13 protein-coding genes are annotated in these 13,509 nt (G+C 57.2%); 5 read left to right on the top strand and 8 right to left on the bottom strand.

Annotated features, from left to right (window positions below; genetic code table 11):
- Positions 1-128: 128 nt before the first annotated feature.
- The 4 genes from ACVWZG_RS00200 to rpsO all read right to left on the bottom strand — a co-directional run bounded on the left by ACVWZG_RS00200 (position 129) and on the right by rpsO (position 4,279).
- A complete protein-coding gene (locus ACVWZG_RS00200) occupies positions 129-2,123 on the bottom strand; it encodes an ABC transporter ATP-binding protein/permease (protein WP_457415142.1) in 1,995 nt (664 codons plus the stop codon).
- Between the two features lie 116 nt (positions 2,124-2,239).
- On the bottom strand, positions 2,240-3,433 hold the full coding sequence (gene larC, locus ACVWZG_RS00205; RefSeq protein ID WP_457404780.1) for a nickel pincer cofactor biosynthesis protein LarC: 1,194 nt from the start codon (positions 3,431-3,433) through the stop codon (positions 2,240-2,242).
- Positions 3,434-3,529: 96 nt separating this feature from the next.
- A complete protein-coding gene (locus ACVWZG_RS00210) occupies positions 3,530-3,967 on the bottom strand; it encodes a photosystem II biosynthesis protein (protein WP_414408022.1) in 438 nt (145 codons plus the stop codon).
- Between the two features lie 36 nt (positions 3,968-4,003).
- On the bottom strand, positions 4,004-4,279 hold the full coding sequence (gene rpsO, locus ACVWZG_RS00215) for a 30S ribosomal protein S15 (protein ID WP_011431855.1): 276 nt from the start codon (positions 4,277-4,279) through the stop codon (positions 4,004-4,006).
- 92 nt (positions 4,280-4,371) lie between these two features.
- Between rpsO and ACVWZG_RS00220 the strand changes: the two genes are divergently transcribed.
- On the top strand, positions 4,372-5,055 hold the full coding sequence (locus ACVWZG_RS00220) for a HEAT repeat domain-containing protein (RefSeq protein ID WP_414329553.1): 684 nt from the start codon (positions 4,372-4,374) through the stop codon (positions 5,053-5,055).
- Between the two features lie 4 nt (positions 5,056-5,059).
- Here the strand turns inward: ACVWZG_RS00220 and apcD are convergent, their stop codons facing one another.
- The 4 genes from apcD to ACVWZG_RS00240 form a co-directional block, all read right to left on the bottom strand.
- Positions 5,060-5,545, bottom strand: a complete 486-nt coding sequence (gene apcD / locus ACVWZG_RS00225) for an allophycocyanin subunit alpha-B (RefSeq protein ID WP_011431857.1) — start codon at positions 5,543-5,545, stop codon at positions 5,060-5,062.
- A gap of 191 nt (positions 5,546-5,736) precedes the next feature.
- Entirely contained in the window at positions 5,737-7,227 is a 1,491-nt protein-coding gene (locus ACVWZG_RS00230; RefSeq protein WP_457404782.1) for a type IV pilus twitching motility protein PilT, read from the bottom strand.
- A gap of 106 nt (positions 7,228-7,333) precedes the next feature.
- Complete coding sequence (folE, locus tag ACVWZG_RS00235) at positions 7,334-8,023, bottom strand: GTP cyclohydrolase I FolE (protein ID WP_457393252.1); 690 nt, start codon at positions 8,021-8,023, stop codon at positions 7,334-7,336.
- Positions 8,024-8,154: 131 nt separating this feature from the next.
- Positions 8,155-8,886 carry an SDR family oxidoreductase gene (locus ACVWZG_RS00240; RefSeq protein WP_414341872.1) on the bottom strand — a complete coding sequence of 244 codons (732 nt, stop codon included), beginning with the start codon at positions 8,884-8,886 and terminating at the stop codon, positions 8,155-8,157.
- Positions 8,887-9,127: 241 nt separating this feature from the next.
- Here ACVWZG_RS00240 and ACVWZG_RS00245 point away from each other — a divergent pair, with 241 nt between their 5' ends.
- From ACVWZG_RS00245 to ACVWZG_RS00260, 4 genes are all read left to right on the top strand, one after another.
- A complete protein-coding gene (locus ACVWZG_RS00245) occupies positions 9,128-10,351 on the top strand; it encodes an ABC transporter ATP-binding protein (protein ID WP_457393250.1) in 1,224 nt (407 codons plus the stop codon).
- Between the two features lie 161 nt (positions 10,352-10,512).
- The gene (locus ACVWZG_RS00250) at positions 10,513-11,256 is read left to right on the top strand and encodes an NUDIX hydrolase (protein WP_457393248.1); all 744 of its coding nucleotides are present in this window, start codon (positions 10,513-10,515) and stop codon (positions 11,254-11,256) included.
- Between the two features lie 671 nt (positions 11,257-11,927).
- On the top strand, positions 11,928-12,269 hold the full coding sequence (gene trxA / locus ACVWZG_RS00255; protein WP_011431863.1) for a thioredoxin: 342 nt from the start codon (positions 11,928-11,930) through the stop codon (positions 12,267-12,269).
- Positions 12,270-12,383: 114 nt separating this feature from the next.
- Positions 12,384-13,454 carry an LOG family protein gene (locus ACVWZG_RS00260; protein ID WP_457404783.1) on the top strand — a complete coding sequence of 357 codons (1,071 nt, stop codon included), beginning with the start codon at positions 12,384-12,386 and terminating at the stop codon, positions 13,452-13,454.
- The last annotated feature ends 55 nt before the right edge of the window (positions 13,455-13,509 follow it).

Consider the following 13,509-nt stretch of genomic DNA (forward strand, 5'->3'; position numbering starts at 1 on the left):
AATACTTGTGAATAACAGGCTATCACCTCCTTTGAAGAGCGTCCAGTTGGAAAAGTCAGCCTCTTATCCGGGTTTTGTTCCAAACCCGCAAAGCTTGTCATTTGAGTCAGCTGGAGATGTCGGCGCTGCTAGCTGGCCAGGGCTAGGCGGGCACTGTACTCCTGCACCGACCACAGTTGCCAGGCACAATTCCCCTGCAGCTCCAAGATCAAGTCGTGGTAGGCCAGGAGGGTGGGGCGATGCCCAACGCTGATGTAGGTGGTGTTCAGGTGTTGCAGTTGCAGGTAGAGCAGTTTTTCGTTGGCCACATCCAGGGCGCTGGTGGCCTCGTCCAAGATGGCGTAGCGGGGCTGGGTGATCAAAATGCGGGCGAAGGCAAGACGCTGCTGTTCCCCTAGGGAGAGGGTGCTGGCCCAGTCTTTCTCCACATCAAAGCCGCCCACCCGCTCCGGCAAGTCTCCCAGGTTCACCTGGGCCAAGACTCGGATGAGATCTTCATCGGTGAGGTCTCGGCGGCGTTTGGGATAGAGCAGTTGATCCCGCAGGGATCCCAGCAGCATATAGGGTTTCTGGGGCAAAAAGAGCATCTCCTGAGTATCTGGGCGGGCGATGGATCCCTGGCCGTTGGTCCATAGGCCGGCAATGGCCCGCAACAGGGAACTTTTGCCGCTGCCGCTAACACCGACAATCAAAAGCCGCTGGCCGGCTTCCAAGGCGAAGGAGAGATCCCGCACCAGGGTTCGTTCTGAATTGGGGGTGAGCAAAGTGACATGGTTTAGCGCCAATTGCTGGGCAATGCGAGTTTGAATGTTGCTTTCCCGAGCGCCGGTGTGGCGCAGCGCCGGATCTTCCAGAGACTCGTGAAAGGAGCCTAAGCGGTTGATCCCAGCGGCAAAACTGGAAATGCTTTGAATCTGGTTGGCCACAATGGAGAGGGCGCTCAAGACCTGGCTGAAGGCAATGGTGGCTTGGGTAATGGTGCCGAAATCTCGCACGCCGCTGAAGTAAAGGGGGGCGACGATGACATAGGGCACAATGCGGGTGAAATAGTTGTAGGCGTATTGGAAAATATCGATGATGGCCTGCCAGATGATCAGCAAATTAAAATTGCGCAAGGCCGCACCAAAGCGATGCAAAATTTGCCTGAGTTCTTGATCCTCTCCCTGGTAGAAGGCAATGGACTCGGCATTATCCCGCACGTGCACCAAGCTGTAGCGGAAATCGGCTTCATAGCGCAGTTGATCGAAGTTAATTTTGATCAGCTTGCGACCAGCCAAAATGGCAATGGCGGTACCAATGGTGGCATAGACCACCAGACCCAACGCCAACGGACGAGAAATGCCGTAGAGGATGCCGGTGAAGGCGTAGAGGGTGAGAATCGAGTCAAGGATGTCCAACAGGAAGGAAAGGGTGGTGCCGGTAAAGGAGCGGACATCCTCTGATATACGCTGGTCGGGGTTGTCGATTTCGGTGTTGGCGGCGTTGGAATCCAGCTCGTAGTAAGCCCGCTGATCGAAGTAGCGATCCAGAAAATGATCGGTCAGCCATTCTCGCCAAAACAGCCCTAGCTTGAGGCGAGTGTAGCGGTAGATCACCAAAATGGGAATAGCTGAGATAATCAGCACTCCATAAATAATCAAAAATTGCCAGAAAGTGGGCTCTTCTTTTTGCTGCAGAGCTGTGTCGATAAACCGAAAGATAAAGCTGATCATCACGTTCAGCCGGTTTACCGTCAGCGACAGAAACAGCAAAAAGGTGAGCAGCGCCCACTGCAACCAGCGCTGGCGAAGCTGCCGCCACACTGCCCCAAAACAAAGGCTGCTCAAAGCAAAGCTGATCGCGGCTACCCACAGCACCGGCGAGGACAAGTTTCTCTTCGTTTGGGCCACCAATCCGGCTGCCACATTGGTGAAAAACTCTGGGAACAGGGCCTGACCGACCAAAGTCACCCCAATCTCCACAAAGAACATCAGGGCAACCACAAACACCATGGCCGCTGCCAGCAAGCCCAAAAAGATCCAGCCCCCATAGCGCACTCTGGGGTAAAAGTAGGGCTGGGCCACGGTGATAAACCGATCCCACAGTTTGCGGTCGAAGTTAAATTGAGAGGCTTGGGATTCCATTTTTGCGGTCGGCGCAGAGAGCAAGATCGACATCTCTCAGGCTAGCAGGCCACGGCTGCCAATCTGTGTTCAATAGGAGCAAATTCCATTGGGGGTGGAACAGGTTCGGTGTCTCTTCAACCTTGCAACCGGTTTTGCCAAGCCGATTGGGCCGCCAGCCACACCGTCTGAACCGGCACGTGAAACTCCTGGGCGCGGGCCACACAGTCGCGAAACTCCGGCTGAGCGTTGACGATGCGGCCATGGTGGCGGGCTACCTTGATGTCTACCAGGCCGTAAGGGGTTTCCACCCGCTCAATGACCCGCTCCAGTAGGGTGCGCTGCTGTTGGAAGTGGCGAATGCCCAGGGTGGTGGTCTCCCGGAAGATGAGATCTTGACACTCCGGCACCCGATCCGGCGGACAGATGACGGTAAGCAGGATCCCCGGCCGCCCCTGTTTCATGGTGATCGGCTGGGTAAACACGTCCCAGGCCCCCAGGGCCAACAACTGCTCGCAGGTGTAGGCAATCACTTGGGGGTTGAGATCGTCAATTTGGGTCTGCAACACCGATACCGTTTCCGTTAGCTCTCCCCCATCGACTTCCCCAATCCAGAGACGAAACACGTTGGGAATGGGCAGCTCTTGGGCACCGGCCCCACGCCCCACTTTTTCCACCCGCATCGGCGGACAGGGGCCAAACTCTTCCGCCAACGCCACGGCCAAGGCTGCTCCTGTGGGGGTTACCAGCTCCGCTTCCACCCCGTTGCTGAACACCGGCACGCGGCCCATTTCCCACAGCTCGATCACCGCCGGCACCGGCACGGCCAATTTGCCATGCTCTGTGCTCACCCAGCCGCCCCCAACAGGATGGGGGGATGACAACACCCGCTCCACCTGCAGCCAATCCAGGCCAATGCAAGTGCCGACAATATCCACCAAAGCATCCACTGCCCCCACTTCGTGAAAGTGCACTTTTTCCACAGGCATCTGATGGACTTTTGCTTCCGCCTGCGCCAACTTTTCAAACACCGCCAAGCTGCGGGCCTTAATGGCTGGGGAAAGCTGGGATCCCGCGATCAAAGCCTGAATCTCTGCCCAATGCCGAGCAAGGGATCCCCCACTCTGGGATCCCAGTACCTCCACCACAGCTTGCAGAGCAGGCTGCCCACACCGCTGCACCCGGCTCACCTGCAGGCTATATTCCCCCTCGATGCCCAACGCCTGGAGCTGACGGTTGAGGTACTCCAAAGGCACCCCGCAATCCAGCAGGGCTCCTAGACACATATCGCCGGCAATGCCCGCCGCACAGTCGAAGTAGGCTATTTTCATGCTGGAGAACTGGGGGTAGCCGCTGCCGCCAGAATGGACTTGGATCCCTCTTGATTGTAGGCAGCAACCGGCCTGGAAAAGGCGACGGGAGAGCAGTTAGGCTTCCCTAGAGTCAGAAGATTCAGAAGATCGGGCAGCAGATTCCCGCCACTGTTGGATGATGTTGCCCAAGTTGCGCCGGAATTCTCCAATTCCCAGCAGGGATCCCGGCTCGGGATCCCAGGAAGCTGAGAACACACCGTAGCTGATGCCCAAAAAACCAAGGCCAAACAAAGTTAGCGACTCCGCCAAGGTGAAGTAAGGGGGCAGAGGAACCACGTGGTTGGTCAAGAGATAGTAATTCACAAAAAAGCTGCTCAGACCTAGCCCCGAAGGGATCCCAGAAAACACCAGAATCCGCCGCACCATCCGCCGGCTGACCTCAGGGGGAATCACGGCAACAGGCTCCTTCTTGGCCGGCTTCTTCTCCACCTCAACAGAGGCGGAGGGGGAGCGACGGCGAAAGGTTTTGGACTGGCGGCTGGATTTGCCCACGAAGACAGATCTCCGATAGCGTTTTGGATGGGCTGCCTACTTTTTCACCCGGATGTTCAGCCGTTCGGCCAGCTCCCGGAAGCGGTCAGGAGAATGCTTGGCGATGTAGTTGAGCAAACGCTTGCGACGACCGATCATCATCAGCAGGCCGCGGCGGGAGTTGAAATCCTTCGGGTTTCTCTGAAGGTGCTGAGAGAGCTGGTTGATGCGACTGGTGAGCAGAGCCACCTGAACCTCGGCAGAACCGGTGTCGGTGTCGTGCAGTCGATAGCTCTCAATGATCTGCTGCTTCTCTTGTTGCAATAAGGCCATAAGATCAAGGGACTGGATGCACTGCTTCAAGATAATAACATCGGCTTTTCCTCCCTCGCTATGGCCGAGGAGGGTTATGGAGAGAATGGGATATGACAACAACCTCTGGGGATCCTCCGGCACTGCCCGCTTTGCTGGAGCTGTTGAACTCACAAGACTTGGGAAATCGGCTGCGCGCTGTTAACAAAGCCAGAGAACTGCCTGGGCCAGAAGCCCTGACATTGCTGCAGCGAGCGATTCACGACGAGAATGCCCGCGTCCGTTATGCTGCCATCAGCCAGATGGGCACCCTGTCTGGCGTCGATCCGAACCTACTGTTGCCCATTTTGCAGCGCTCTTTGCGAGAGGATCCGGAGTTCGATGTGCGGGCTGCTGCCGCCGCTGCCCTGGGGGATCTCAAGCAGCCACAGGCCCTGGCCGATCTCCTGGAAGCTTATCGGCGAGAAACGGAGTGGCTGGTACGGTTTAGCATCATCGCTGCCCTGGGAGAGCTGGGGAACCCTGCCGCCTTCGACACTCTGGTGGAAGCTTTGCAGGACAAGAGCGAGCTGATCACCACAGCCGCTGCCGCTGCCTTGGGCGATCTGGGGGATCCGCGGGCCATCCCCTACCTGGATCCCCTCATTGATTCCGACGACTGGCAACTGCGCTACCGCGTCTGCATTGCCCTGGCCAAGTTGGGAACAGAAGCCGCTCGCGCCGGACTGACCCGGCTGGCCCAGGATTCCCAAGAACAGGTGGCCGTACATGCCCGGGCTGCCTTGGGATCCCTGTAGATCCCTAGCTCATGGCATTGATGATGTAGTCAAAGTAAGGGGCGGCTTCAGCGGCTGCCGCCGGCTCCAACAAGCTGAGGGCAGCTTCCTTCAAAAAGACAATCGCATCGATCATGCCGGCGATGGGTACGTTGAGGGCATTGTACATTTCCCGCACCCCTATCAGGCCGATAGACTCAATCGGCTCTTTGCTGCCGGCAATAATGCCATAGGTCACCAGACGCAGATACCAGTCGTAATCTCGCAAACATTGGTTGTAGCGCTTGTCACCGTAGGCATTGCCACCGGGTTGCACGTACTCGGGCCGCTTGGCGAATAGCTGCTTCTGGGCCTGGTCAATGATGCGCTTTTTGTTTTCTGCTAACACCTGAGCGATTTGCAAGCGCCTCTCGCCGGTGGTCATGTAATTCCTGATGGCTTCCAGTTCGCTAACTGAGAGGTAACGCAGCTGGTCATCCGCGGTCTCGATGATCTGGTTGATCACGCTCACGGTAGGGATTCTCCTGTTTTCTAACTTGCTTTCAATTCGGTTCATCAATTCGCAACCCATCCCCCCAGCCCAAGGTCGGCCCAAGAGATGAGCAGGTAGCTCGGCAAGCCAGCGCCGCCGGCTGCTCCCAGTTTAGGATAGGGCAAACCTTCCCTCAAGCACTTTGGCGTGACTCCATCTCGAGACTGGCCCTAGATCCGGCCTCGCAGCCATTGGGCCATCTCATTGCGGCGTGGGGCAGCCTCCAGACACACCTCTTCGGTAATCCGCCCCTCTTGGTAAAGCCTAAACAGGGATTGATTCATGGTACACATGCCCTCATAGGAGCCGTCGGCGATCAGCTCCTCAATTTCATCCACCGCCCCCCGCTTGATGTAGTCCCGAATGGCATCGGTGTTGCGCATGATCTCGTGGGCCGCAGCTCGCTTGCCATCGGTGGTGCGCACCAGGGTTTGAGCGATGATCGCCACCAGGGTTTCTGCCAGCTGCAGACGCATCGGCTCCTGTTCTTCCGGCTTGTAAATCCCCAGCAGACGCTCGATGGTGCGGACGGCGCTGTTGGTGTGCAGGGTTCCAAAGACCAAGTGGCCCGTCTGGCCGGCCTTCAGGGCAATATCCACTGTCTCTCGATCCCGCATCTCCCCAATCAGGATGATGTCCGGATCTTCCCGCAGAGAGGCTTTCAGGGCATTGGCAAATTCCAGGGTGTGGATCCCGACCTCCCGCTGCCGCACCATCGATTTCTTGCTCTGGTGGACAAATTCGATGGGATCCTCAATGGAAATGATGTGTTTGGGAAAGTTGGAATTGATGTAGTCCACCATCGCTGCCAAGGTTGTGGACTTACCGGAGCCGGTGGGGCCGGTCACCAAAACCAAGCCTTTGTGCTCTTCGGCAATGCGCTTCAAGACTTCCGGCGCCCGCAACTGCTCCAGCGTCAAAATTTTCAACGGGATCAGACGCATCACCATAGCCGGGCCAAGAAGGGAAACAAAGCAGTTGACCCGACACCGCACCAAACCCTCGTACTGGATGGCAGTATCCAGTTCCAAACATTCCTCAAACTGGCGAATTTGGCTCTCCGGCAGGCTTTCCCGCAGCCAGCCATAGAACATCTCAGTGGTGGTGACCGGGTAGTTGGTCAAAAGCATTTGCCCCCGATCCCGAAAGCGGGGCACTTCTCCTACCCCCAAATGAATATCGGAGTAGCCTTTGTCATAGGCTTCCTGCACCAGTTGGCGCAGGGTCAGGCCCGCAGGAGCAGCTGGAGCCACTGGGATCCGACCGGCAGCCGTTGGGCGAGCTGGTGGCGCAAAAGGCGGAGCGGCAGGATTGGGGCTGGGCGGCGGCACTGGAGGCCGAGCAGCAGCCGGGGTGGGCGGGGGCATCTGAGGAGAAGCGGCAGAGCCCGGCACAGGCACCGGTACCTGAGGGGGAGCGACAGCCACACCAGGCGGAAGGGGCCGACCCAGAATGGGGTTGGGGGGGTTTTTGGCATTGGCAGGCCGGGATCCCGTCCCTTGGGAGGCTGAACCGAGCACTGGATCCAGTTGCGTTGGAGGCTCCACCGGGGGCACCGGAGCAGCCGGACGAGACGGACGCTGCATGACCGGCGGAGCCGGGGGCTGCCAATTGGAGTCCAAATCGGTGGGAAACTGGTTTTCGGGGCTAACCTCGCTCATGACAAGCCTCGCTTCTGGCAGGGTTTGAGTCAATCTTAGGCTAGTATTCCCAGCCTGAGCAGAGGGTTAACTCAACCCAACCACCGGCAAAGCTCCGGGAAGCTCCCTAAAAATTGGACGGATGGCGAATGAGACTCAGAAACTCTTCGCGGGTACGGGGATCCTCCTGAAACACCCCCACCATCGAGCTGGTGACCGTCCAGGAGCCGGCCTTTTGTACCCCCCGCATCACCATGCACATGTGGGTAGCCTCGATAACCACCCCCACCCCGTAGGGATCCAGCACCTCCATCAAGGCCTCAGCAATTTGCCGTGTCAGGCGTTCCTGAACCTGCAGGCGGCGGGAGTACATCTCGACGATACGGGCAATTTTGCTTAGGCCCACCACCTTTTGCTTGGGGATGTAGGCCACATGGGCTTTGCCGATAAAGGGCAGCAGATGGTGCTCGCACAGGCTAAACAGAGACACATCCCGCAACAGCACCATCTCGTCATGGCCCTCATCAAAGATGGCACTGTTCAGTAGCTCCTCCAAAGACTGCCGATACCCACTGGTCAAAAACTTCAAAGCCGCAACCACTCGTTGCGGGGTTTTTCGCAGCCCCTCCCGTTGGGGATCCTCCCCGATCCCCCGCAGCAGCGTCTCCACCGCCGCCACCATAGCCGGATCTGAGACATCCAAGCTACCCAATTCTTCTTCCGCAAAAGTGGCTCGATCTCGAATCACCCGAGACTTGAAATGGGCTTTGTCATCCATTCGAGATTGCGAGCCAGATCCGGGTTTCGCAAGGGTCATAGCAGGATATTCCTTGGTTAACGAAAGGCTAAGAGAACTCGGTGCATGCAACTCAGCTCAGGTGGCATCCAGTCAAAGGCTGCGATAGCCAAAACCCTCCCAAGTCACGGGCAACCCCAAACCAGCCAGGTCTAAAAGGCTCCCACCGCAGGCATGAAGGTGAGATCTTCCACCACCGCACCTGTGGGCAACCGAACAATATAGGTAATCAAATCGGCTACCCATTCCGGCGAGAGCATTTTGGAACGGTCGAAGTTGACCCCTACCGTGCCCGTATCCCAGAGGGACGTGTCCACGGCACCAGGGCACAGGCTGGTGACCCGAATGCCATGCTGTCGTTCCTCTTCGGCCAAAGCTTGAGAAAAGCCCATTAGGCCGAACTTGCTGGCACAGTAAGCTCCCCAGTTGGGAAAAGCTCGCTTGCCCGCAATCGAGATGACGTTGACAATCGTGCCGCAGCGCTGCCGGCGCATTCCGGGAAGTACGGCTTGGGCACACAGAAAAGCTGCCGTCAAGTTCAAGTCGATCACTCGCTGCCAATCCGACAAAGGTAAGGTGGCCAAAGGGCCAACGTGGGCCATGCCCGCATTATTGACCAAGACATCGCAGACGCCAAATCGATCCAGGAGAGCCTGCAACTGCTGGGGCAGAGCTGCTAAGTCGGCCAAGTCCATGGGAAAAACCGCTGCCTTACCCCCCTGGTCTTGGATTTGGGCCTGCACCGCTAGCAGATCAGGTTGGGAGCGGGCCACCAGAGCCACCGCTATCCCTTGTCGGGCTAGGGCTAGGGCTACCGCTCTGCCGATCCCTCGACTGGCCCCTGTAATCAGAGCACGTTCGGGAAACTTTGTCTCAAAACTCATTTACAACAAGCCTCTGGCGTGCGCCACACAAGCAAGCGCCACCCAACCTGAGAAACTTCCTTAACTAAGTGTAACACTGATTTTCCATCGCTTCCCTTGGAATCAGGGTAGGGCGCAGAGACCTCAGCCTGTCTTGCTCAAGATCCGTCCGCTGGCTGTTGAACCTCGATCCGGCTAGGTGGGGTCTGGGAGTATGGTAGTGTGGTAAGAATGGTGAAAATCTTTTGCAACAACAACCGTCATGGCTGAGTCTTTGTTTTCTCCAAGCCCCACTGCCGCGCGGGAGGATCCCTCCTACATCCTTCAGCTTGAGGGCATCAGCAAGGGGTTTCCCGGCCAGCGGCAGTTGGTTTTGCGGGAAGTCGAGTTTCGCCTGCCCCAAGGAGACATCCTCAGCATTGTGGGCCCATCAGGTTGTGGGAAAACCACCTTATTGCGCACCATTGCCGGATTTGAGCAGCCGGATAGCGGGCGGATCCTGCTGGGGGGGCAGGTTGTGGCCGGGGAGGGGCAGTGGATCCCACCGGAGCGACGGGGAGTGGGGCTGGTGTTTCAGGATTTTGCCCTGTTTCCCCACTTGAACGTGTTGGCCAATGTGATGTTTGGCCTCCGACCCACTACCCCGTTTGCGTCGGCGGCAGGGGGTGGCAATCGCTCCTCCTCAACTGAGTTGCGAGCTGAGTTGCGAGGCGCTGCCCAACAGGCGCGGGAACGCGCTTACGAGGTGTTGCGGTTGGTGGGCCTGGAAGACTACACCCATCGTTATCCCCACGAGCTTTCGGGCGGGCAGCAGCAGCGGGTGGCTTTGGCGCGGGCTTTGGCCCCCAGGCCTAGCTTGATCCTGTTGGATGAGCCGCTGAGCAATTTGGATGTGCAGGTGCGCTACTACCTGCGGGAAGAAATCCGCAAAATCCTCAAGCAAACCCAGACCTCGGCCATTTTTGTCACCCACGACCAAGAGGAGGCTCTCTGCCTCTCCGACTGGGTGGCGGTGATGCGGGAAGGCCGTATTGAGCAATGGGGATCCCCGGAGGAGGTTTACCGGGAGCCGGCTACTCGCTTCGTGGCAGAGTTTATTACCCAGGCCAACTTTCTGCGCTGTGAGCGGCGGGAGTTTGGTTGGCAGGCTGAAGAGCTGCTGCACATCCCATTCCAGGCTTTGAGGGATCAGCCCGACCCCAGCTTGCGCTGCGCAGAGTTGATGGTTCGCCAGGAGGAGTTGCATTTGCACCCTGATCCTCAGGGAGGCATTGTCATTCGGGATCGACAGTTTTTGGGGCGAGAGTACCGCTATTCCCTGATCACAGCAGCCGGCAAAGAATTGCACGCCCTAGCCCGGGAAGCCCTGCCTGTGGGCGCGCGGGTTCACATTGCTGTTGGGCAAGGTCGGCTGTTCCCCCTCGCTGAGGGGTCCTCCGTGGCTGAAAAAGAGCCAAATCGCGCAAAAAGTAAAAGTGTTGCCTGAGTCGGGGTTCTTTTGCACACCTTTAGCAACCCATCTTCCCCGCGACACGAAAGCCTTCGCCCCAGATAGGGCTTAGACTGGCAAGACGGTGGTCCAGGCTGGTAGCTCCCTCTGGAGGGACAAACTGGGTAGGCTGTTGGTGGAGGATTCAGTGCCAAGCTATGCAGGGATCCCGCATCGTGGCAGGCCCATCGGAGAACCGGATCGCCTTGGCGGAGTTCCGGGTGGGCGTGGATGCGGTCATTTTCTCCATCGACACTGAGCAGAATCGCCTCCTGGTGCTGCTGGTGCGGCGGCGGGAGGATCCCTTCCGCGGTTGCTGGGCTCTGCCGGGAACGCTGGTGCGGCGCTCAGAATCCTTGGAAGCAGCGGCTTATCGCATCTTGGCCGAGAAGATTCGTGTTAGGAACCTCTATCTGGAGCAGCTCTACACCTTTGGGGGGCCGGAACGGGATCCCCGTGAGGCCGAGGATGGCTATGGGGTGCGCTACCTGTCGGTCAGCTACTTTGCCCTGGTGCGGTTCCAGGATGCTGAATTGCTGGCAGACGGAGTGGAGGGCATTGCCTGGTATCCCGCCGACCAGATTCCCCCTTTGGCCTTTGACCACGAAGAGATTTGCCGCTATGCCCGCCGTCGCCTCTGCGCCAAGTTGGAGTACAGCCCGATTGCCTTTGACATTTTGCCCGCCACCTTCACGCTAGGGGAGGTCTATCAGCTCTACGGCACCGTTTTGGGCGAGGGGTTCTCCGACTACTCCAATTTTCGCGCCCGCCTACTGAAACTGGGTATCTTGCAAGATACCGGCCAGAAAAGTTCCCAAGGAACAGGCAGACCGGCAACCCTCTACCGTTTTGATGCGGCTGCTTTCGAGAAAATCCGTCATAAGCCGATGGTGTTTGTCTGAAGGCCGTCTGAGGGATCCCAGCTCGCCAAGGCCAAGCTGGCCGGATCGGTTGGTATAGATTGGCTTTTATTCAAAGGGAGTTCCATACATGACCACCTAGACAAAGGTTTATGCCTTGATCATGGTCATTTCAAGTTAGGCTGAGACACTTCCCAACTACTCCGCGTCGCTTCCACAACTATCCTCAACCCCTCTTCCAATGGAACAGTTTCATTCCTCGTTAAAATGACTACAGTCGTTTCAGGTTAGGGTGAGACGCCTAGGCTACTGAGAAAAGCTTTCTAGCCCTTTGCATTATTGCTCCGCAACGCTGACGCGACCAAGGTTTTAGGTGTGGGTGCAGTGTCCTAGTTTGAATCAAAGTGACCATATAGGATAGGAGCAGCCTGGTCATGACGCACTCAACTATCCCGGGAACCTTGCCAAGACAAATCTTTTGATGGATGCCGTAGAAGCCTGCTTCAGCACGGCTCAGATGCTTTCGGTGCCGTCCCCAAACTGCCTAGCGCTGCGGTTGGCTGAGCGAAGGTCTCAGGCCGGGATCCCAAGGGATAGTTCCTTTGGCGAACGCTCCGTGTAGTAGCAATGGAACAGGCTGAGGTCACCAGCAGCCTGGGGGCTGTGCTAAGATCAGAGACCGTGACAGGTGTTGTTTCAGGAGTTATCCAGGCATGTCTGCAGCAATAGATATCGCTGATGCCACCTTTGAGGCAGAGGTGCTGCGCAGCGATATTCCAGTTCTGGTTGATTTTTGGGCACCTTGGTGTGGCCCCTGTCGGATGGTGGCTCCTGTGGTTCAGGAGATAGCTGAGCAGTATGTTGGCAAAGTTAAGGTTGTAAAAATCAACACCGACGAGAACCCTCAAACTGCCAGCCAGTACGGCATTCGCAGCATTCCCACCCTGATGTTGTTCAAGGGCGGCCAGAAAGTGGATGTGGTGGTTGGCGCCGTACCCAAGGCAACTCTAACCACGATCCTGGAAAAGCACTTCGACACACCTGCCGAAGCCTGAGGGCTATGCCTTGGGTGTTTCAGAGTGTAACTTTTGGGTTCTGGATTAGAACCCAGCTGCCATTTTGTGCCGAGAACTGATTAAAGTAATTCCAGAGAACTTTAGGATCCCAGCTTGACCGATTCCGTTTCTTCCCTTCTGCGAGAGGTTTTTTCCAACGCTGAGACTCGCCTAAAGCAGTTGGAGCATCACCCCAACCGGACAGCCTGGCTGCGTATTGTGCAGTCGCTGCAGCGCATGGGATCCCTAGAGCTGAGCCGTTTGGATGCCAAGATCTTGGCGGCCACTCTTGAGGATCTGGAGCAGGGGTTTGCCGCCTTCCAAAACTACGCTCATCAACGCAAGATCACCGTTTTCGGGTCGGCACGGCTAGGGCCAGAAAGTCCCGAATATCGCCAGGCCCAGTTGTTCGCCCACTGCATCAGTCAACGGGGGTTCATGGTGATGACGGGGGGCGGCAGCGGCATCATGGAAGCCGGCAATCGAGGGGCAGGGCTGGAAAACTCTTTTGGGCTCAATATCCAGCTTCCCTTCGAGCAAATGGCCAATCCCGTTATTGCTGCCAGCGATCGGGTCATCAACTTCAAGTATTTCTTTTCGCGCAAGCTCTTTTTTGTTAAAGAAACCGACGCGCTGGTGCTTTTTCCCGGCGGTTTCGGCACTCAGGATGAAGCCTTTGAATGCCTAACCCTGATGCAAACCGGCAAAACCAAGCTCATGCCCTTGGTGCTGGTGGACAGAATAGGTGGCTGCTACTGGAAAGAATGGGACGAATACGTGCGGGAGCACCTGCTTGGTCGCGGCTTGATCAGCCCAGAAGATCTCTTCCTCTACACCCTAACCGACGACGTGGAAGATGCCTGCCAGCAGATTGTCGATTTTTATCGCGTCTTTCACAGCAATCGCTACGTGCGGGAGCTCCTGGTTTTGCGCTTGAACACCAGACTCTCACCGGAAGCCCTAGACATCTTAAACGAAGAGTTTGCCGATATTCTCGATTCGGGCCGGATCGAGCAAACTGGGGCCTTGCCGGAGGAAGCCGAGGAAGATATTGCCCATCTGCCACGGCTGGTGATGCACTTCAACCAGCGCAACTTTGGACGGCTATGGCAAATGGTGCGCCGGATCAACAAGCTTCACCCGGAACAGCCGGATCCTCTGCAAATGCGCCCTGAACAAAAGTAGATGTATCAGCGCTCTCAGAACCATCCAAGAACCAGCAGCCAATTGTTTTGGTGGT

Source organism: Thermostichus sp. OS-CIW-33, assembly GCF_054059615.1.

Coding starts and splice junctions, on each gene's coding strand:
- ACVWZG_RS00200 (WP_457415142.1), bottom strand. CDS start 2,123: ATGGAATCCCAAGCCTCTCAATTTAACTTCGACCGCAAACTGTGGGAT.
- larC (WP_457404780.1), bottom strand. CDS start 3,433: ATGAAAATAGCCTACTTCGACTGTGCGGCGGGCATTGCCGGCGATATG.
- rpsO (WP_011431855.1), bottom strand. CDS start 4,279: ATGGCCTTATTGCAACAAGAGAAGCAGCAGATCATTGAGAGCTATCGA.
- ACVWZG_RS00220 (WP_414329553.1), top strand. CDS start 4,372: ATGACAACAACCTCTGGGGATCCTCCGGCACTGCCCGCTTTGCTGGAG.
- ACVWZG_RS00230 (WP_457404782.1), bottom strand. CDS start 7,227: ATGAGCGAGGTTAGCCCCGAAAACCAGTTTCCCACCGATTTGGACTCC.
- folE (WP_457393252.1), bottom strand. CDS start 8,023: ATGACCCTTGCGAAACCCGGATCTGGCTCGCAATCTCGAATGGATGAC.
- ACVWZG_RS00240 (WP_414341872.1), bottom strand. CDS start 8,886: ATGAGTTTTGAGACAAAGTTTCCCGAACGTGCTCTGATTACAGGGGCC.
- ACVWZG_RS00245 (WP_457393250.1), top strand. CDS start 9,128: ATGGCTGAGTCTTTGTTTTCTCCAAGCCCCACTGCCGCGCGGGAGGAT.
- ACVWZG_RS00250 (WP_457393248.1), top strand. CDS start 10,513: ATGCAGGGATCCCGCATCGTGGCAGGCCCATCGGAGAACCGGATCGCC.
- trxA (WP_011431863.1), top strand. CDS start 11,928: ATGTCTGCAGCAATAGATATCGCTGATGCCACCTTTGAGGCAGAGGTG.